This window comes from Nocardia sp. NPDC059195 (assembly GCF_042754695.1).
Classification (GTDB): Bacteria; Actinomycetota; Actinomycetes; order Mycobacteriales; family Mycobacteriaceae; genus Nocardia.
Genome location: NZ_JBHZBG010000003.1, coordinates 271723 through 290025 on the forward strand (window position 1 = coordinate 271723; position 18303 = coordinate 290025).

The 18303-nt window shown below is 68.0% G+C and carries 20 protein-coding genes; 7 read left to right on the forward strand and 13 right to left on the reverse strand.

Features of this window, described 5'->3' with window-relative positions:
- Positions 1–148: 148 nt before the first annotated feature.
- Entirely contained in the window at positions 149–940 is a 792-nt protein-coding gene (locus ACFXKN_RS06025; protein WP_379432529.1) for an N-acetylmuramoyl-L-alanine amidase, read from the reverse strand.
- Between the two features lie 153 nt (positions 941–1093).
- Positions 1094–2332 (reverse strand): cytochrome P450, encoded by a 1239-nt coding sequence (locus ACFXKN_RS06030; RefSeq protein ID WP_379432530.1) that lies wholly within the window; start codon positions 2330–2332, stop codon positions 1094–1096.
- Between the two features lie 209 nt (positions 2333–2541).
- Here ACFXKN_RS06030 and ACFXKN_RS06035 point away from each other — a divergent pair, with 209 nt between their 5' ends.
- Complete coding sequence (locus ACFXKN_RS06035; RefSeq protein ID WP_379432531.1) at positions 2542–3096, forward strand: TetR/AcrR family transcriptional regulator; 555 nt, start codon at positions 2542–2544, stop codon at positions 3094–3096.
- Between the two features lie 36 nt (positions 3097–3132).
- On the opposite strand, the gene ACFXKN_RS06040 is transcribed toward ACFXKN_RS06035, so the two are convergent.
- From ACFXKN_RS06040 to ACFXKN_RS06050, 3 genes are all read right to left on the reverse strand, one after another.
- On the reverse strand, positions 3133–3510 hold the full coding sequence (locus ACFXKN_RS06040; RefSeq protein ID WP_378950289.1) for a DUF5313 family protein: 378 nt from the start codon (positions 3508–3510) through the stop codon (positions 3133–3135).
- Positions 3510–3968, reverse strand: a complete 459-nt coding sequence (locus ACFXKN_RS06045) for a MarR family winged helix-turn-helix transcriptional regulator (RefSeq protein ID WP_378950291.1) — start codon at positions 3966–3968, stop codon at positions 3510–3512. The genes ACFXKN_RS06040 and ACFXKN_RS06045 overlap by 1 nt, the downstream gene beginning before the upstream one ends.
- 97 nt (positions 3969–4065) lie before the next feature.
- Positions 4066–4944, reverse strand: coding sequence for a siderophore-interacting protein (locus ACFXKN_RS06050; RefSeq protein WP_378950293.1), 879 nt, complete (start codon positions 4942–4944; stop codon positions 4066–4068).
- 99 nt (positions 4945–5043) lie between these two features.
- Here ACFXKN_RS06050 and ACFXKN_RS06055 point away from each other — a divergent pair, with 99 nt between their 5' ends.
- Positions 5044–5439, forward strand: a complete 396-nt coding sequence (locus tag ACFXKN_RS06055) for a nuclear transport factor 2 family protein (RefSeq protein WP_378950295.1) — start codon at positions 5044–5046, stop codon at positions 5437–5439.
- Between the two features lie 21 nt (positions 5440–5460).
- Here ACFXKN_RS06055 and ACFXKN_RS06060 read toward each other — a convergent pair whose 3' ends face one another.
- The 5 genes from ACFXKN_RS06060 to ACFXKN_RS06080 are packed head-to-tail and all read right to left on the reverse strand — an operon-like array spanning position 5461 to position 9357.
- Positions 5461–6666 (reverse strand): cytochrome P450, encoded by a 1206-nt coding sequence (locus tag ACFXKN_RS06060; protein ID WP_378950297.1) that lies wholly within the window; start codon positions 6664–6666, stop codon positions 5461–5463.
- A complete protein-coding gene (locus ACFXKN_RS06065; RefSeq protein WP_378950299.1) occupies positions 6663–7265 on the reverse strand; it encodes an ATP/GTP-binding protein in 603 nt (200 codons plus the stop codon). The genes ACFXKN_RS06060 and ACFXKN_RS06065 overlap by 4 nt, the downstream gene beginning before the upstream one ends.
- Complete coding sequence (locus tag ACFXKN_RS06070; protein WP_194827562.1) at positions 7240–7590, reverse strand: DUF742 domain-containing protein; 351 nt, start codon at positions 7588–7590, stop codon at positions 7240–7242. Before ACFXKN_RS06070 ends, ACFXKN_RS06065 begins: the two co-directional genes overlap by 26 nt.
- Positions 7587–8000, reverse strand: coding sequence for a roadblock/LC7 domain-containing protein (locus ACFXKN_RS06075; protein ID WP_378950301.1), 414 nt, complete (start codon positions 7998–8000; stop codon positions 7587–7589). Before ACFXKN_RS06075 ends, ACFXKN_RS06070 begins: the two co-directional genes overlap by 4 nt.
- On the reverse strand, positions 7978–9357 hold the full coding sequence (locus ACFXKN_RS06080) for a sensor histidine kinase (RefSeq protein WP_379432532.1): 1380 nt from the start codon (positions 9355–9357) through the stop codon (positions 7978–7980). Before ACFXKN_RS06080 ends, ACFXKN_RS06075 begins: the two co-directional genes overlap by 23 nt.
- A 297-nt stretch (positions 9358–9654) precedes the next feature.
- On the opposite strand from ACFXKN_RS06080, the gene ACFXKN_RS06085 reads away from it, so the two are divergent.
- The gene (locus tag ACFXKN_RS06085) at positions 9655–10086 is read left to right on the forward strand and encodes an SRPBCC family protein (RefSeq protein ID WP_379432533.1); all 432 of its coding nucleotides are present in this window, start codon (positions 9655–9657) and stop codon (positions 10084–10086) included.
- 65 nt (positions 10087–10151) lie between these two features.
- Here the strand turns inward: ACFXKN_RS06085 and ACFXKN_RS06090 are convergent, their stop codons facing one another.
- Both ACFXKN_RS06090 and dapA read right to left on the reverse strand, forming a co-directional pair.
- Positions 10152–11684 (reverse strand): DHA2 family efflux MFS transporter permease subunit, encoded by a 1533-nt coding sequence (locus ACFXKN_RS06090; RefSeq protein WP_378950307.1) that lies wholly within the window; start codon positions 11682–11684, stop codon positions 10152–10154.
- A gap of 86 nt (positions 11685–11770) precedes the next feature.
- The gene (gene dapA / locus ACFXKN_RS06095; protein ID WP_379432534.1) at positions 11771–12661 is read right to left on the reverse strand and encodes a 4-hydroxy-tetrahydrodipicolinate synthase; all 891 of its coding nucleotides are present in this window, start codon (positions 12659–12661) and stop codon (positions 11771–11773) included.
- A 71-nt stretch (positions 12662–12732) separates the two neighbouring features.
- Between dapA and ACFXKN_RS06100 the strand changes: the two genes are divergently transcribed.
- On the forward strand, positions 12733–13605 hold the full coding sequence (locus tag ACFXKN_RS06100; protein WP_379432535.1) for a LysR family transcriptional regulator: 873 nt from the start codon (positions 12733–12735) through the stop codon (positions 13603–13605).
- A 76-nt stretch (positions 13606–13681) separates the two neighbouring features.
- Positions 13682–14827 (forward strand): LLM class flavin-dependent oxidoreductase, encoded by a 1146-nt coding sequence (locus ACFXKN_RS06105; RefSeq protein ID WP_379432536.1) that lies wholly within the window; start codon positions 13682–13684, stop codon positions 14825–14827.
- A 13-nt stretch (positions 14828–14840) separates the two neighbouring features.
- Here the strand turns inward: ACFXKN_RS06105 and ACFXKN_RS06110 are convergent, their stop codons facing one another.
- Entirely contained in the window at positions 14841–15575 is a 735-nt protein-coding gene (locus tag ACFXKN_RS06110; RefSeq protein WP_378950315.1) for a GntR family transcriptional regulator, read from the reverse strand.
- A gap of 135 nt (positions 15576–15710) precedes the next feature.
- Here ACFXKN_RS06110 and ACFXKN_RS06115 point away from each other — a divergent pair, with 135 nt between their 5' ends.
- Positions 15711–16703, forward strand: a complete 993-nt coding sequence (locus tag ACFXKN_RS06115) for a BMP family protein (protein ID WP_378950318.1) — start codon at positions 15711–15713, stop codon at positions 16701–16703.
- A 5-nt stretch (positions 16704–16708) separates the two neighbouring features.
- Complete coding sequence (locus ACFXKN_RS06120; protein ID WP_379432537.1) at positions 16709–18271, forward strand: ABC transporter ATP-binding protein; 1563 nt, start codon at positions 16709–16711, stop codon at positions 18269–18271.
- Positions 18272–18303: the final 32 nt, after the last annotated feature.

Consider the following 18303-nt stretch of genomic DNA (forward strand, 5'->3'; position numbering starts at 1 on the left):
TATCGCGGGTGTACAGATTTGCCAGCCGTCGACGATAGGTAGCCATGTTGGCAACAAGCCGCCTTACTGTTCGAGCGCGGGCACGGCCGAAGCAGGCCTGGCGAACTTTGCGCGACTCCTCCAAAATCAGGCGGAGGCAGTCGGCGAATCAGCCGAGGAACGCGAGAATTCCGGCGGTGATGAGCTCGGCACAGCGGGCCCGCCCCGCCGGAGTCTCGATCAGCGCGGCATCGGTCGCCGAGCGCATGTTCCCGCATTCGACCAGGGCGCTCGGCCGCTCGGCCAGATTGAGCCCGGCCAGATCCGCCCTCGGATCCAGGCCGGCCGACCCCACATAGGTCGACGGCACCGCGCCACCGGCGACCATGGCATCGCGCAGCGCAGTGGCCAGCCGCGTTCCCGCCTCGGCCTGCACCGGGTTCAGCGGGGGTTCGGCATAGGCGATGTGGAATCCGTGCGCGCCCGCGCCGGTATTGCCGTCGGCGTGGATCGAGACCACCGCGTCGGCGCCCGCCTGATTCGCGATGGCGGCGCGCTGGTCGACGCACGGTCCGACGCCGGTGTCGTCGGAGCGCGTGAGGATCACCCGAACACCGTGCGCGGCGAGCAGGTCTCGCACGCGCACGGTGACATCCCAGGTGAACTCGTGCTCGGTGTAGCCGCTGTCGGCCGAGGTCCCGGTGGTGTTGCAGGCCTTCGTCCCGCCGCGTCCGTCGGGCACCGGCGCGTTGATCTGCGCGAGGTGGGTGGCATTGCCACCGTTGTGACCGGGATCGAGGACCACCGTGCGGTTCACGACGGGGGAAGTAGGCGGCACGGCACTCTCCGAGGAAACGGCCGTCGCGGTCGACATTGCCGGGGTCGCGTCCGTGGACGCGCATCCGGCGAACAGCGCTGTCGCCGCGAGCAGGCAGGCGGGCAGGAACAGACGGGGGCGCACCCCGACACCGTGCCACACCCCGCCAGGAGGCAACTCCGCCCGCGCCGACCGCGATCCAGCCGACCCGAGCCCGATCCGGCTCAGGCCCGAACTTGCCACCGGTGGAAGCGCTATCGCCCCATGAGAACCCGAGCCGCGGGACCAGAACCGTCCTCAGGCGCGCGTAACGCGGAGCGGAAGAGTCGCGTGGCGGCGCACGAACAGGCTGGGCACCCACCGTGGCGGCTCCTCATCGATGAGACCGAACCGCTCGGTGCGTTCGAGGAGCAGGGTGATCGCGGCGGTTGCTTCCAGCCTGGCCAGGGCGGACCCGATGCAGAAGTGGGCGCCCGCACCGAACGCCGCGTGCGCACGTCCACGCGGCCGGCCAAGATCGACGACGTCCGGATCCGGGTAGGCGGCCCGATCGCGGTTGGCGGATCCCCACAGCAACAGCAGGTGACTCCCCGCTGGCAGGTCGACGCCACCCAGCTGAGTATCCGACACGACGTGGCGGTGGTGGCCGCGAAAAGGTGACTCCAGCCGCAGCGCCTCCTCGAGGAACGCGGGGATGAGCTCGGGCCGTTCGCGCAGACTGGCCTGCAGGGCGAGGTCGGTGGCGAGCAGTCGTGCCGCCGAGGCGATCAGACCCGCGGTCGACTCCCCGCCCGCTCCGATCAGCTGCACCACGATCAGTACCGCCTGCTGCTCGTCGATCGTGCCCGCCAACATCGCCGCGACGAGTACCTCGAGCATCGTTCGCGGCGAATCTCGATCGGCCACTCGCTCTTTCGCGCCGCTGATCGCCAGGTACGCGTAGTGGGCGAGCTCGGCCGCCGAGGTGATCAGCGCGGTCATCCGGCCGTCGGCGACGACACCGCCCAGCATTTCGGTGGAGTCGTAGGCCAACGAGAGCAGTGTCGGCACATCGGCGCCTGGCAGTCCGACGAGTTCGGCGATCAGCGCCAGCGGCAATCGATCGGCGACCCCGGTGGCCCAGTCGATCCGATCGCCGTCGAGCTCCGCCGCCCACAGCTGTTCGGTCAGTGCGGTGACGAACGGGCCGAGGGTGCGAACCCGTTTGGCCAGCGCCGGTCCGACGACGCCGCGATGGGCGGCATGAATGTCGCCGTCGGCCGTGGCGAGCACGTGGATGCCCTGTCCTGTCGCGTCGAGGTCGAAGGTCGTCGGCGCCGCACCCGGCTGGGCGACGAGCACGCCGGTCAGATGCGAGGAGAACTCCGCCGGGCGCCGGGTCGCCTCGGCGACCGCGGCCCACGAGGCGACGAGGTAGAAGTTCGTGCCGGGAACCCGGTAGACGGGCGCTTGCTCGCGCAGAGTGCGATACATCGGGTAGGGATCGTCGAGCACCGCCGCGTCGAACAGGTCGATCGCTTCGAGGTCCGTGGTCATGGCCGCCGCCTTTCCTGGTCAGGCTGTCGGCGCTCACCGTGCAACGACGAGAGGCATACGGTCAACGACCGTCTCAGAGTGAGACAGCACAGCGATATCGTTGTCGTTGGAACCTGTCGCGTATTTCATCGAAACAAGTCCCTGCCCGGTAAGTTCTGGCTAGACAGATTCCGATGCACGTCTCACTGTGAGACATTGGAGGTTCGCCGATGACCGACCGAGTGGACTGGCTAACCGGTGGTGACCGACGCACCATCGCGGTCGACCGCATCGAACGCGCCGCCCTCGCACTGTTCCTCGAATACGGCATCGACAACGTCACCGCCGAGGACATCGCCGCGGCCGCGGGCTGCTCACGCGCGACGCTGTATCGCTACGTCGGCGGCAAACCGCAATTGGTGAGCGCGGTGATGGTCAGGGCCGCCGGATCCGTCGTCGCGCGCGTCGAGGCGGTCCTCGACTCGGCCCCGCCCGGCCGACGCCCCGTGGAGGCGATCCTGGCCGCCGTCGCCGCGATCCGCGCCGACCCGGTGCTGCGGCAGTGGCTGATCCGGCACCGCTCCCCCGAAACCGACGAATTCCTCGCCGGCGCACCGGAACTCGGTAACATCGCGACCGCGCTGACCAGAATCGCCCCCGACGACGAGGCCGCGGGCTGGGTCGTGCGCGTCGTCTTGTCGCTGCTCACCTGGCCGCTGCCCGACGCCACGGCGGAACGTCGTATGGTCGAACGATTCGTCGGGCCCACTCTGCGTGCGGGCTGACTCCCCCGTTCTCGACCTCGACCCGTTGCCTGCGGCTCAGCCGCGGTGGTGGCGACTCTCGTAGGCAACGCGTTCGACTTCGGCCCGACGGCGTTCGGCCTCGTTCGCCAACTCGGGATCGAAGCCATGGCTGACCAGGCGGTGCCGGCGGTACACGTACACCAACGCCACGGTGAAGTAGAGCAGCGGCAGGTACAGCAGCGCGATCATCGACAGCCCGATCCACAGCGGGCCCGGCACCAGTAAGAACAGGCACAGCATCGGAAGCACGGGCAGCAGGAAGCGCATCAGGTATCGGCGGGTCGCGCCGGGGCCGGTGAGGTCGGCCAGCACCCAGTCCGCCATCGAGGCCGGCAGGGTGCCGCCGGTGATGTAGCGAACGCGCTGCCAGAGATTCGGGGTCGAGTTGCTCACTACTGCTCCCTCACGTCGGATGCGCGTCGCGCGGCCGCGTTGACCCGGCCGAGGACATCGCGCAGTTCTTCCAGATCCGCCAGGCTCACGCCGAGGCGTGCCACGACGGCGGGCGGGATCTGCTCGGCCTGTTGACGCAGGTCACGGCCCACCTCGGTGAGGTCGATGTGCAGCGTGCGCTCGTCGTGCGGATCGCGGCGGCGGGTGATGAGACCGGCGGATTCGAGCCGCTTGAGCAGCGGTGACAATGTCGCGGAGTCGAGCTGGATCGCCTCGGCGACGGCCTTCACCGACATCGGCGCCTCACCCCACAGGGCGAGCATCACCAGATACTGCGGATGTGTCAGGCCGAGCGGTTCGAGCAGCGGCCGGTAGACCGCCAGTACTGATCGATTGGCCACCGCCAGCGCGAAGCACACCTGCCGATCGAGCCGCAACGGGTCGTCGAGCTCCTGCATCGTCCACCACCTTCCTTAGCCCACACACTATTACGCCACTAATAATTAGTGCAATAACTATTAGCGGCGTCACAGACGGTCGGAAGGTCGATGCGCATCAGTCCTCGTCGAGGACCAGCGGCTCACCGGCGGCGGCGCGGCGCACCTTCTCGCGGCCGTTGTCCTCCTCGGTACGGTTCTGACGCCAGTAGCCCGTGAAGGTGATCGCGCGCTTGTCGACGCCACGGTCGCGGACGAGATTACGCCGGGCGAGCTTCACCAACTCGGCCTCACCGGAGATCCACGCGTAGGGCGCGCCCGCGGGGAGCGCGGCGGCGCGCACCGCGTCGACCACCGCGTCGCCGTGCGAGCGATCGCCGCGATGCACCCACTCGACCCCCACGTCGCCGCGGGTCTCGAACCGCTGCTCGTCAGCGGGACCGTCGACCTCGATGAACGCTCGCACCGGCACACCCACGTCAAGGCGTTCGATGATCGCGCCGATTGCCGGAACGGCGGTCTCGTCACCGACGAGCAACTGCCAGCCGGAATCACCGGACGGTGTGTACAGCGCGTGCGGCGGGCAGAGCAGGCCGAGCTCGTCGCCCGGCGCGGCGGTCGAAGCCCAGTCCGAGGCGGGGCCCGCATGCTCGGCATGCAAGGCGAAGTCGATGTCGAGCTCGCCGAGTTCGGGCCGCTGCGCGCGGATCGTGTAGGTGCGCATCGGCGGGCGAACCTCGTCGGGCATCGCGAGATACCGCTGGTACCAACTCATTACGCTGCCCGAGTCGTCCAGCGGCGGCGGCACCACGGGACGCGGCTTGCCCGGGAGCGGGAAGAAGAGCTTCGTGTATTGATCGGGCCCGATGTCGGCGAGGGCGGCCGAGTTCTGACAGCCGAGGGTAACCCGCACCATGCGCGGCGTCAGCCGTACCGCGCGACGAACCGTCGCCGGCGCGTAGACCATGGCCGGTCGATTCACAGTCTCAGTCGTCATTAGGCAAGGCTAACCTATTTCAGCAAGCCTCACTGCGCCAGTCGACAGCGAGGCCCTTCGCCCCTAGACCAGCCACTCCCGATTCGGGAACATACGACCATGTCCGATGTCACCAAGGATCTGTTCGAGCGCTATCACGCCTGCTGGGCCGAGCGCGACCCCGACCGCATCGCCGCGCTACACACGCCAGATTCGGTCTTCCACCTGCACTCCGGGGGCGCACCCGCGCAGGGGCGGGCCGAGATCCGGACCGCCGCGGCCGCGAACTTCGCGCTCGTCCCCGACCTGACCTTCACCCAGGTCGACCTGCGCGTCGGCGACGACTTCTGGGTGGTGCGATGGAAGCTGTCCGGCACCTCCGTCACCGGCCGCACCGTCGATGTGGATATCGCGGACATGGTGACTGTCGAGGACGGCGCGGTCAAGGAGAAGCACACCTACGTCGACGGTGTCGCCATGCAGGCCGCGCTGAGCGCGCCCTCCGAGATCGCCTGAGCCACCACGCGTTCGCCGGTGTCAGGGCATCGGCAGTGGCGGTGTCTTCGGGAATATCACCGGCAACGCCGCGAGCGACCGATGGAACGGGCCGGGCCGCCACACCAGGTCCTCGACGGGCACGGCGAGGGCCAATTCCGGGAGCGCATCGAGCAATTGGTCGATGGCGTCCTGCACGATCAGGTACGCCACCGGCTTGGCCGGACAACCATGCGGACCCGCACTCCACGCCAGGTGCGCCCGATTGTCGACGACATCACGCCCGGCGATCGCCGGATCGTTGTTGCATGCCGACATGCTGATGACGACCGGTTCGTGCGCGGGCAGCCAGGTGTTGTCGACCAGGATCGGCTGACGCGGGTAGGTCATGCAGAAGTTGGCCAATGGCGGGTCGGTGAACAGCACTTCGTCGAGCGCGTCGCGGGTGGACAGGCTGCCGCCGAGCACATTGCCCGCGAACCGGTCGTCGGTGAGCATCAGCCGCAAGGTGTTGACCACCAGGTTCAGCATGGGCTCGATGCCCGCGCCGTAGAGCACCAGCAACTGGTGCACCATCTCCTCGTCGGTCAGGGCTGCCCGGTGCTGGAGCAGGCGGGTCGCGACATCGTCACCGGGTTCGCGCTGACGCAGGCCGACCAGATCCGCCAATGCCGTGGCGAGCAGGTTGTTGCCCGCCTCGGCGTCGTCACCTTCGAAGATCTGCGCCATCCCGGTGGCGACCTGCTGCCCGATCTCGGGGGTGCACCCGAGCATCGAGTTCAGCGCCTGGAACACCAGCGGAAACGCGTACTGGCTCAACAGGTCCGCGGATCCGGTCACGCAGAAGCTGTTGATCAGCGGGATGGCGAACTGTTCGACGGTGCTGTGCATCGCGTACAGATCGACCCCGGCGATGCCGGCGACATTGGCCTGCCGGTACCGGGTGTGCTCGGCGCCGGTGGTGCGCAGCGCGGCAGGCCGGAATTGCAGCATCGGCAGCACCGGGCAGTCCAGTGGGATGTCGCGTTCCCACATGCGCGGGTCGGCCGGGAAGTGCTCCGGATCGTTGAGGATGCGCACGGCGGTGTGATAGCCGATCACCAGCGTGGCCCGGATGCCCGGCGACAACTCCACCGGCACCACCGAGCCGAACCGGCTGCGCATCCGCTGGTAGGCCGCCTGCGGATCGGCGGCGAACTCGGGTGCCCACATCGCCACCCGCTCGTCGGCGGCGATATCCACCCTCATGACGCTGTCGCTTCCTGTCTGCGAAAGAGATACTCCGCCAACGTGATCAGCGCGCGCAGACCCTGATCACGTCGACGTGCGTCGAGCGCGATCACCGGGGTACCGGGGGCGAGGTCGAGTGCCTCGCGCACCTCCTCGAGTGGATAGCGCCGGAAGCCCTCGAATTCGTTCACCGCCACCGCATACGGCACGCCACGCTGTTCCAGCGCCGAGAGCACGTCGTCGGCCTTCTCGATGCGCCGGGTGTCGACGAGCACCAGCGCGCCGAGGGCGCCGCGTGCCAGTTCCTCCCACAGCGGGGCGAACCGCTCCTGGCCCGGGGTGCCGAAAAGGTACAGCGCCAGTTGGGGATTCAGGGTGATGCGGCCGAAATCCAGTGCGACAGTGGTCGACACCTTGCTGCCCAGCCCGGCCATGTCGTCGACCCCGATGCTGGCCTCGGTGATCGTCTCTTCGGTGCGCAGTGGCCTGATCTCGGACACCCCGCACACGAAGGTGGTTTTTCCGACGCCGAAATTGCCTGCGACCAGGATCTTCACCGACCGTGTCACGGTTTCCGCGACGTAGTCGACCTCATCCCGCAATGGCGCGGAGGCCATGCAACACCTCCTTGATCAGTGCGAGTTCCGGCTTCACCTGCGCCGGGGTGGGGCAGTGCAGGTGGCCGCTGTCGAGCAGATCGGACACGATGATCTTCACGACGGAGGCGGGCAGGTCGAGATAGGCCGACAATTCGGCGATCGACAGTGCGCCGCGGCGGCTCGTGAGTGCCAGCAGGCGGCGCTCATCGGGGCGGTGATCGGGGCGCGCGTCGTCGACGGCACGGACCAGTGTCACCAGATCCAGGTCATGCGCGGCACGCACCCGCCCGCCGGTGCGCACATAGGACCGCACCAGGTCGGGATCGCGCCTGCCGCGGCTCAATTCCTCCCGCCTAGTCGGGGTGCGCTACCGATCTCGTGACCGACGCGCGAAGCCAGTTCGTTCATCCGATGCGCCACCAGTGCCACATCGACATCGGGGGTGGTGGCGACCCCGAGCAGGGCGCCCGCGCCCGCGGCGGTGATCATGATCATGCCCTCGTCGTACTCGGTCATGTTCTGGCGCACCGTATTCGACGTGCCGCCACAGAACTCGCCGAGCGCCTTGCCGAGCGAGCGCAGGCCGGAGGCGGCCGCGGCGAACCGTTCGGCGTCGTCTTTGACCACGCCACGGGAGTGGGCGATGCGCAGTCCGTCCTCGGACAGCAGGACCGCGAAGCGGACGCCGGGGATCTCGAGATCCTCGAGCAGCCACGCCAATCGGTTGGTGCTATCGGCTACCGGTGTGCTCATCGGCTGTTCCTTCCGTGGTTCGCTCGGCCGCAGCGGCACGACCGCTGCGGGATCCGCTGCGCCAGGCAGCGGCGAGGTCGGGGCGCCCCTGCCCCGACTCGGTCGTTACCCCCGCCGAATCCGGGGCAACCGGTCTGCGGCGGCGCTTGGGCAGCCCGCCGCTGGTGATCTCGTGGACATCGGCGCCGGGCGATTCGACCTCGGCGACCGGAACGGGAATATGGGCGGGCGCGGCGAGTTCGGGCTCGGGCAGCCGCGGTGCGTCCCCGCTCACCAGCAGCGCCGACGGTACGTACACCATGGCCCGCATGCCACCGAAGATGTTGGGTCCGTCGACGTGCACGGAGAATCCGTAGCGCCGGGCCAGTGCCGCGATGCCGGGGAAGCCGACCTTCGGCGCGGGACCGAGATCGTGGATGTCGACCGGGCGTTCGCCGCTGAGCACCAGGCGCGCGTCCTCGAGCTGCTCGGGGCTCATCCGCATGCCCGCGTCGTCGATGATCACGGTGACGCCGTGATGGCCCTCCTGGAAACCGATCTCGACGAACGACGACGGCGGTGAGTAGCGCAGCGCGTTGTCCAGCAGGGTCGCCATGGTGTGCACGAGCGGTTCGACCGCGCGGCTGATCACGATCCGGTCGGACTGCGTCGTCCGCACGCGCAGGAATTCCCTGACCCGCCCGGTGGCGCCGCCCGCCACATCGGTGAGCGACTGTTGTGGCCACCGACGACCGGGCAGACCGCCGGAGACGATCACATAGGACTGCGCCTGCCGGATCATCTGCTGCACGGTGTGGTCGATCCGGGTGAGCGTTTCGTAGATCGCGTCGTCGCGATGTTCGCGCAGCGCCGCACTGACGACCTGGCCGAGGTCGGTGCCGAGGCTCACCACCGAGGTACCGAAGGAGCGCACCGCGGCGCTGGTGGCCGCCCGCGACGACGCCGAGAGCTCGCCGCGGGTCTGCTCCTGCGCGGCCTGTATCTCGCTCACGCGGCGTTGCTCCACATAGCGTTCGACCATCGCCCTGGTCTCCTCGGTGACCACGCGCAGATCTTCGGCATGGCCCGTGGCGATCCACTGCAGCGCCTGGCCGAACTGCGAATCACCCAGTTCCACCGGCAGATCCACGGCGACCGCCGGGATCTCGTGCCGGCGCACGGCGGCGGTGATCGCGGGCAGCGTGGAATGCGCCAGCTGCATCAGGGCGTTCTCGCAGGCGAGGCGCTCACGGATGGCGGCATCGGCCCGCTGCCGCTGTCGGCGCTCGTTCCGCATGGCCAACACACTGACCGCGATCGCGAGCAGTAACAGCGGCGCACCGATGACAAGCAACAGCACCGCGATTCCTGAGTTCATCAGATCTTTCGTCGTTCTCGACCACACGACGCTGTTGCCGCCTGGCCCTCGTCGGCCGTCCCGACAAGGCATTCGCCGTCGATCGCGGTGTGATTTCGAATACCCGATTCACACGCCCCGTTTCCAGCGACTCGCACACATTAGCAGCACGCATAACGATCGCGACACGGATCATGCTGTCAGACATCATAATTCCCGCACAAAACGGTCCGCACTACTGGACAATTGATCTATTCTGGTTTGCTATGTCTCGAGCCGCTGCTTACGGAACCCCGGGTACCGGATAACATCCCCGCCGTGGCGAAACTGAAGCTCTCCGTCGATGTCCCCGTCCCGCCGGACCAGGCCTGGGCGCACGCGTCCGACCTTCCGCACCTCGGAGATTGGCTGACCATTCACGAGGCGTGGCGCGGCACGCTGCCCGAGGAGTTGACGCCGGGCACCGTTCTCGTCGGCATCGCCAGCGTGAAGGGCTTCCGCAACAAAGTCACCTGGACCGTGCGCACCGCCGAGCCGCCGCGCGAGCTCGCCCTCAGCGGCAAGGGCATGGGTGGCACCAAGTTCGGCCTCAGCCTGCGCGTCGAACCGAGCGGCAGCGGTTCCAAGGTGAGCCTCGACATCGAACTGGGCGGCGCACCGCTGTTCGGCCCGATCGGCTCGACCATCGCCAAGGCCTTGCGCGGCGATATCGAACGCTCGCTCGAGACGTTCGTCAAGCTCTACAGCTGAGTGTTCGACGACGAGAGCCCGGACGGAACACGATGTTGCGCCCGGGCTTTCGGCATGATGGCGGATCAGGCCAGCGCTACCGCTTCGGCGTCGACCGGCACCTTCGGCTTGGTCCGCGGCAGGAAGAACGCCGGGACCAGGGTGAGCACCGCGAGCACCACGGTGACCCAGTAGGTGTTGCTGAACGCTGTCGCTGCCAGCTCCAGCCCCTGCTCGATCACCGACGGCGGAATCTGGGCGGCGAGATCTGGCCTGGCGTTGGCGCCGATGGCCGCCTTGGCCTCCAGATGATCGTTGAGCTGGGCGGCGAGCACGACCGACATCGTCGCCGTGCCGATCGAGGCCGCGGTCTGGTTGACGATGTTCATCAACGTCGAACCGCGCGCGACCTGTGCGTGCGAGAGCGTCTGGATGGCGGCGGTCATCACCGGCATCATGGTGCAGCCCATCCCGAGACCCATCACGAACAGCGCGCCACCGATCAGCAGGTATGAGGTGTCGGCGCCCAGTTGCGTGAACCCGGCGAGGCCGATGGTGATGAAGGTGATGCCGAACATGACGATCTTGCCTGGGCCGATCTTGTCGACCAGGAATCCCGCGATCGGCATCGTCAACATGGCGCCGATGCCCTGTGGCGCCATCAGCAAGCCGGAGTCGAACGCCGTTTCACCGCGTACCTGCTGCAGGTAGTTCGGCAGCAGGAAACCGGCGCCGAAGAACGCTGTCGCGAACAGCGACATGGTCAGCACGGAGTAGCGCAGTGACGGGTTGGCGAAAAGCCGCAGATCGATCAGCGGATGCTCGGTGCGCAGCGCGTGGAAAACGAACGCCACCAACAGCGCCGCGCCGATGATCACCGGAATCAGCACACGCGCGGCCATCACGGTGCCCTTCTCCGGAATGGAGGAGACACCGAACAGGAACAGCGCCAAGCCCGGCGAGGCCAGCAGCATGCCGAGGAAGTCGAACGACTCCGACGGCTTGGGCTTGTCGGGAGCGAACACGACATAGGCCAGGACCAGCGCGATGATGCCGAGCGGCAGATTGATCAGGAAGATCCAATGCCAGCTGAAGGCGTCGATGAGCCAACCACCGAGAATCGGGCCGCAGATCGGGCCGAGCAGCATGGGCACACCGAGCACCGCCATCACGCGACCGATCCGCTGCGGACCCGCGGCGTGGGTCATGATCGTCATGCCCAGTGGCATCAGCATGCCGCCGCCGATGCCCTGGATGACGCGGAACGCCACCAGCGACTCGATACTCCACGCCATCGAACACAGCACCGATCCGATGATGAAGAAGGTCAGCGCCGCCATATAGAGGCGTTTGGTACCGAAGCGGTCCGCGGCCCAGCCGGTCATCGGGATGACCGAGGCCAGCGCCAAGGTGTAGCCGGTCATGGTCCACGCGACGACCTCGACGGAGGCATTGAAGTCCTGCATGAAGGTCGGGATCGCCACGGTGACCACGGTGATGTCGAGAATCGACATCACCGCACCGAGAACGACTACGCCCGCCACCTTCAGCACGGCGGCATCCAACTTGTCGGGAGTGCGATCGGGCGCGGCGGCACCGATATCCGGAGGTTTCGTCACCGGTTAACCCAAGCACTTTTCGGTGCCGAAGACCAGTGAAATCTACTGTTCGTAATCCCGGCGCCGTCGATACCGAGACCTCGGTGTCACACCCGCGTGATCGTCGCCGCCTCGCTCGCCACCAGCGCCGCCTCGGTCGCGGCACGCGAGGCGGGCAGCATCGGCAGCCGAACGGCCGCGCTGGAGATCTGGCCACGCTCGGCGAGTACCGCCTTGATGACGGTGGGGTTGGGCTCGGCGAACAGGGCCGCGGCGAGTGCGTCGAGGCTGTTGCCGATGGCGCGGGCCCGGGTGACGTCACCGGCGTGCCAGGCCTCGATGAGATCGGCGTATGCGCGGGGCGCGATGTTGGCCGCGGCCGGGATCGCGCCGTGCGCGCCGAGGGCGAGCAGGGCGGAGGCGAATCGGTCGTCGCCGCTGAGCACGGTCGCCGGGGTCTGTGCGGCCATCAATTCGACACTGGCCGCGTCGATTCCGCCGACGGCGTGTTTGAAGCCGACGATATTGGGGGTGTTGGCGAGACGAATCAGTGTGCTACCGCTCAGTGGGCGCCCTGTGCGGTGCGGCACGTCGTAGACCAGCAGCGGAGCCGGGCTGATCGCCGCCAGCTGCGTGAAGTGCGCGATCACACCTTCTTCGCTGGGTCGCACGTAGTACGGCACCACCGCCAGCACGGCCGCGACGGGCCGCGCGAGTTCGGCGATCGCTCGGACCGATTCAGCGGTGGCGTTGCCCCCCGCACCGGCGATCAGTGGTGCGCTGCGGTCGGCACAGACACTCGCACAGATGTCGAGGACTCGGGAGCGTTCAGCACCGGTGAGCGCGGAGGGTTCCCCGGTGGTGCCGAGCGCGACGAGGCCGGTCGCGCCCCCGTCGAGGACGGCGTGCGCGTGGCGTTCGAGTCCGGCGGGATCGAGTGCCCCGTCAGCGGTGAACGGCGTGATCAGGGGGACGAAGAGGCCGTGTAGCGATGTCATGGCTCCATCATCGAGCCGGACCTATCATCAGGTCCAGTTCACATTCATAACGCCGACCGTAAGCTGAACTGATGCTCGATGTCCGCAAACTTCGCCTGCTCCGTGAACTCGCCCACCGCGGCACCGTCGCCGCGGTCGCCGAGGCGCTCAGCTATACGCCCTCGGCGGTGTCCCAGCAGCTCACCGCCCTCGAACGCGAAGCGGGCGTCCCGCTGCTCGAACGCTCGGGCCGCCGCGTCACCCTCACACCCGCCGCCCATCTCTTGGTCGGCCACACCGAGACCATCCTGGCGGCCCTCGAACACGCCGACGCCGAATTGTCCTGCACCCGTGACGAACTGGCGGGAACCCTGCGCATCGGTACCTTCCCTACCGCGGCGCGTACCCTGCTGTCCCCCGCCCTGGTCACCCTGAGCACCGATCATCCGCGCCTGGAACTCACCGTCACCGAAATCGACCCGGCCGACATCCCGAACGCCTTGCGCGCGGGCACATTGGACATCGCGCTCACCCACGACTACGACCTGGTCCCCGCCGACGCCGACGCCTCCTTACACACCGAACCCCTGCACACCGAAACCGTGTACCTCGCCACGCGCACCCCCGTGCCCACCCAGGATCCGCTGGCCGCGCACCGCCGATCCGCCTGGATCGCGGGAACTCCCGGCACCCTGTGCCACACCTTGACGATCCGAGCCTGCCAGGCAACAGGATTCACCCCCCATATCCGCCACCACGCCGACGACTTCGACACCGTTCTCACCCTCGTCGCCGCGGGCGCGGGCACCGCGATAGTCCCCGCTCTAGCCCTCTACGCACCCCCCGAACACATCACGCTCACCCCCCTGCCGATCCGCCGCCACACCCAACTGGTCTACCGAAACGGCACCGGCCTGCATCCCGCCATCCACGCCGCCCGCGTCGCCCTGCACGCCGCGGGATAGCGACCGCCGACCGGTGGGACAATCGAGGTGGTCGCGTGGAGACCGGCGAAGCGGCATCGAGTAGTGGGAGAAACCCATGGCACGAGTCAAGACCGGAATTGTCGATCCAGGCCTTCATTCCCGTTATGCGCCGGATTTCACCCAGCGCACGGCGAAGTTCGTCGCCGCGACGACCGGCGCCGACTCGCTGTGGGTGATCGACCATTTGATCGGGCTGTTTCCCTCGTCGGTATGGAAGCCGAGCCATGTCGGCGGCGCGCGGATCGCCCCCGCCGCGGACGCGTTCTACGAACCGTGGACCCTGCTCGGGCGCGCGGCGGCACGGAATCGGTGGAGTCGGCTGCGGCTCGGGGTTGGCGTCACCGACGCCGGTCGCAGGCATCCGGCGGTAACCGCACAGGCCGCCGCGACCTTGCATCTACTCAGCGGCGGGCGAGCTATTCTCGGGATCGGTCCCGGGGAACGCGAGAACAATGAGCCCTACGGTGTCGATTGGCAACGCCCGGTGGCGCGCTTCGAGGAAGCTGTCGCGACGATTCGGGCATTGTGGGAATCCAACGGTGAGCCGATCTCCCGGGATTCGGAATTCTTCCCTTTGCGCGACGCGGTCTTCGCGCTGCCGCCGCACCGCGGCACCCGACCGGAGCTCTGGATGGGAGCGCACGGGCCGCGCATGCTCAGGTTGACCGGTCGATTCGCCGACGCGTGGCTGCCTGCCTTTCCGAGCAGTCCGGCCGAATACTGCGACAAGCTCGACACCATCCGGGCCGCGGCCTCGGATGCGGGGCGCGACCCCGCCGCGGTCCGAGCCGCGGGATGGCATTGGGTCATTACCGCGAAGTCGCAGACGATTGTCGACGAGATCCTCGACTCGGCCGTGATCCGCGCCTACGCGCTCGCCGCGTCCGCGCAGGCCTGGGCACGCCACGGTGTCGAGCATCCGTTAGGCCCCACGTTCTCCGGTGCACAGGACATTCTCCCGCAGACCATCGACGAGGCCACCGCGCTGGAGTACGGTCGTCGCGCACCTCTGTCGTTGATCAGGGAAGTCTTCCAGGTCGGCACACCCGACGAGGTGATCGACCAGTTCGCCGAACGACGCGACCACGGCCTGACCTACGCCGTGATGGTCGACCTCGGCGCATGCCATCCGAAACTGCGTACAGGACTCGGAACCGGGTCATCGTTTGCCAAGGTCGCGCGCGGAATCCGCCGACTATGACCGATCAGATACCTCAGGCGCTCTTGCCGCGCTGACGGGTGCGGGTAGCCGACACAGGGTCGATGGCGGGCATCGACCATTGCGCCGACAGGGCAAGACTGGGTTCACGACCGGAAGCCACATGGCGATAGGCGATTTCGGCCGCCGAGTCGGGGTCGTTGGCGGCGATGGCGGCGTAGAGGGCTTCGTGTTCGTCGCATTGGGTGCCGGGGTCGCGTTCCTTCGTCAGGTGGAACAGCCAGCGGACTCGGGATTCCAAGGGGCGCAATAACGAGTGCAACAGCGGGTTGCCGGAGACTTCGACGATGACCGCGTGGAAGCCGGCGTTCGCGGCGGCGATCGCGGCTTGGTCGCCACGGGCGGTTGCCTGACGGGCCGCGGTCAGTTGTGCACGGAGAGCGGCGAGGTCGGCCGGTTCGGCGCGTTCGGCGGCGAGGCGGGCCGCGAGGACCTCGAGGCTCTCGCGAACATCGAAAAGGTCGCGCACATCGGTCACCGTGAACGGGGCGACGATCGCGCCCTGCCGCGGCACGATCACCACCAGACCTTCTCGTTCGAGCATCTGCAGGGCCTCGCGCAGCGGGATCCGCGAGATGGCCAACTCGGTGGCGAGGTCGCGTTCCACCAGCCGCTGACCGGGGCTCAAGCGCAGATCGATGATCCGGTCACGCAGCTCCTCGTAGGCCTGATCCCGCAGCGACTTCTTCGCCGGTTCGTCTGCCACCGCATCATCCTTCTGCTCCTGCACGCCCACAACGGTAGCCCGCTCGCGGCGTGCGACCGTTTCTTACTTTTCCGTAATCCGCCTGTCATCTACGAGCCCCAGGCTGACACTTAACGGTATACCGCTAAGTGAGCGGTTCGTTCGAACAAGGAGTACCCCGTGCACAAGTCCACTCGGCGCGCGATCGCCTTCGGCTCGGCCGCCCTTGCCGCCGCTGCCCTCCTGTCGGCCTGCGGTTCCGCCGACACCTCGGCATCGGGGGGCAAGCTGAAGGTCGGTGTGTTCTTCCCCGGCTCGCTCTCGGACACCGGCTTCATGCAGTCGGGGTATCTCGGGTACCAGCGCATCGCCGACACGCTGGGCGACAAGGTGGAACTCAGCAAGGTCGAGCAGGTCGCGGCCAGCGACTACCAGCAGGCGCTGGTCCGCTTCGCCTCCACCAACGACCTGGTGATCTCGCTCGGCGGCCAGACCGACGCCGACGTGCGCAAGGTGGCGCCACAGTTCCCGAACGTGAAGTTCGTCGAGATCGGCGGCCCGGCCGACGCGAAGCCCCTGGCCAATCTCGCCTACTACGACCCGCAGCAGGCCGAAGCCGAATTCCTCAGCGGCGCGGTGTCGGCGGCGGGCTCCAAGTCCGGTGCGGTGGCCTTCGTCGGCGGTGTCGAGCTGCCCGCGATCGTCAACGCCGCCAACGCTTTCAGCAACGGCGCCCGCTTCGCCGAACCGGACGTCAAGGTCCTCACCCCGCAGTATGTCGGCGACTTCAACGACCCCGCCAAGGCCAAGCAGGCCGCACTGGCCGACTACGGCGCGGGCGCGGGCACGCTCGGCCAGATCGTGAACCTGGGCAAGGCGGGCATGGAGCAGGCCGCGGCCCAGTCCGGTGCCACGATGGTCGGCGGCCCGATCCCCGGTGACTGCACCAACCCCGTGTACCTGGGCTACGTGCACACCGATATCGGCGCCGAGGTCGAGTTCGCGGTGAACGCCGCGCTCGACAACTCGTGGAAGGCCGAGAACGTGCGATTCGGGCTCACCTCGCCCAACGACGGCACCGATTTCGTGTTGTGCAGCAAGGATTCCGGGGTCGTAGACGCACTCGCGAAGGCGAAAACGGCCCTGTCCACCGGCGCCGTCAAGCCGTACTGAGCACCATGAGCACTCCCGCATTGACCCTGCAGGGGGTCGGTAAGCGCTTCGGTGACGTGCAGGCACTGCACGATGTGGACGTCACCGTCGAATCCGGCACTGTCCATTGCATTCTCGGCGAGAACGGCGCGGGCAAGTCGACGCTGTGCAATCTCGTGTTCGGCGGCTACCGCCCCGACTCCGGCCGAATGCGACTGGGCGACAAAACTTTCCGGCCCGACTCCCCCGCCGCCGCGATGGCCTCCGGGGTCGCCATGGTGCACCAGCACTTCAGCCTGGTCACCACCATGACCGTCGCGGAGAACCTGCTGCTCACCCAGCACGGACTCCGGATGCGTCGCAAGGACCTGACCGACCGGCTCGACGAGATCGCGCAGCGCTACCGCCTGCGGATCGATCTCGACCAGCAGGTCGCGACGATGCCGGTCGGCGCACGGCAGAAGGTCGAGATCGTCAAGGCGTTGCTGCGCGATCCGGCCCTGATCCTGCTCGACGAACCGACGGGAGTGCTCGATCCGGCCGAGATCGACGCGTTGATCGACACCTGCCGCGCCATCGCCGCCGACGGCAAAGCGGTGGTCCTGGTGACGCACAAACTGGGCGAGGTGGCCCGGGTCGCCGACGCCGCGACGGTGCTGCGGCGCGGCACGGTCGCCGGTGGTGGGCGGATGTCGAACACCAGCATCGCCGGGCTGCTCACCGCCATGGTGGGGCGCACCGCTGCCGACCTCGACCCCACGGTCGCCGCCACCCTGGGTATCGACGCTGCGTCGTCGGCACCGAAACCGGCAGCGAGAGAGCCGAGTTCACTCGAGTCGACGCCCGTGCTCGCGGTCGACGGACTCAGCGCGCGACGTGCCGACGGCAGTACCGCACTCGATGAAGTGCGCCTGCTGGTGCGCCCCGGTGAGATCGTCGGCATCGCCGGCGTGGAGGGCAACGGCCAGAGCGAACTCGTCGCGGTCCTGGCGGGCAGCACTCCCGCGTCCGGCGGCACCGTCACCCTCGACGGCACCGACATCACCGCCGCGCGCCCCGCCACCCGCACCGAACTCGGACTCGGTGTCGTCCCGGAGGACCGCCATCGCGACGCGATGGTCGCCGACATGACCATCGCCGAGAACCTCTTCCTCGGCCGACTCGGCCGATTCCGGCGTTTCGGCCTGCTCGACAAACGGGCCATCGGCCGCGCGGCACAGACCGAACTCGACAGGTTCGATGTGCGAGCGGCGGGACCGTGGGTGCGGATGGGCTCGCTCTCGGGCGGCAACCAGCAGAAGATGGTGCTGGCCCGCGAACTGTCCGCCGCGAACCTGCGCTGCCTCGTCGCCGCCCAGCCGACGCGCGGATTGGATATCGGCGCCGTCGATTTCGTGCTGACTCAGCTGCGCCGCGCGGCTGCCGACGGCTGCGGCGTGCTGGTGGTTTCGAGCGAAGTGCCCGAGCTGCTCGCCCTGTGTGACCGCGTGTTCGTCGCCTATCGCGGTGCACTCGCGGGACCGGTGGAAACCTCCGACCCAGCGGCGGCACAACAGATCAGCGAAATGATGATGGGAGTATCGGCATGACCGCGGCGAACGAGAACCGCCCCGCGCGGCGA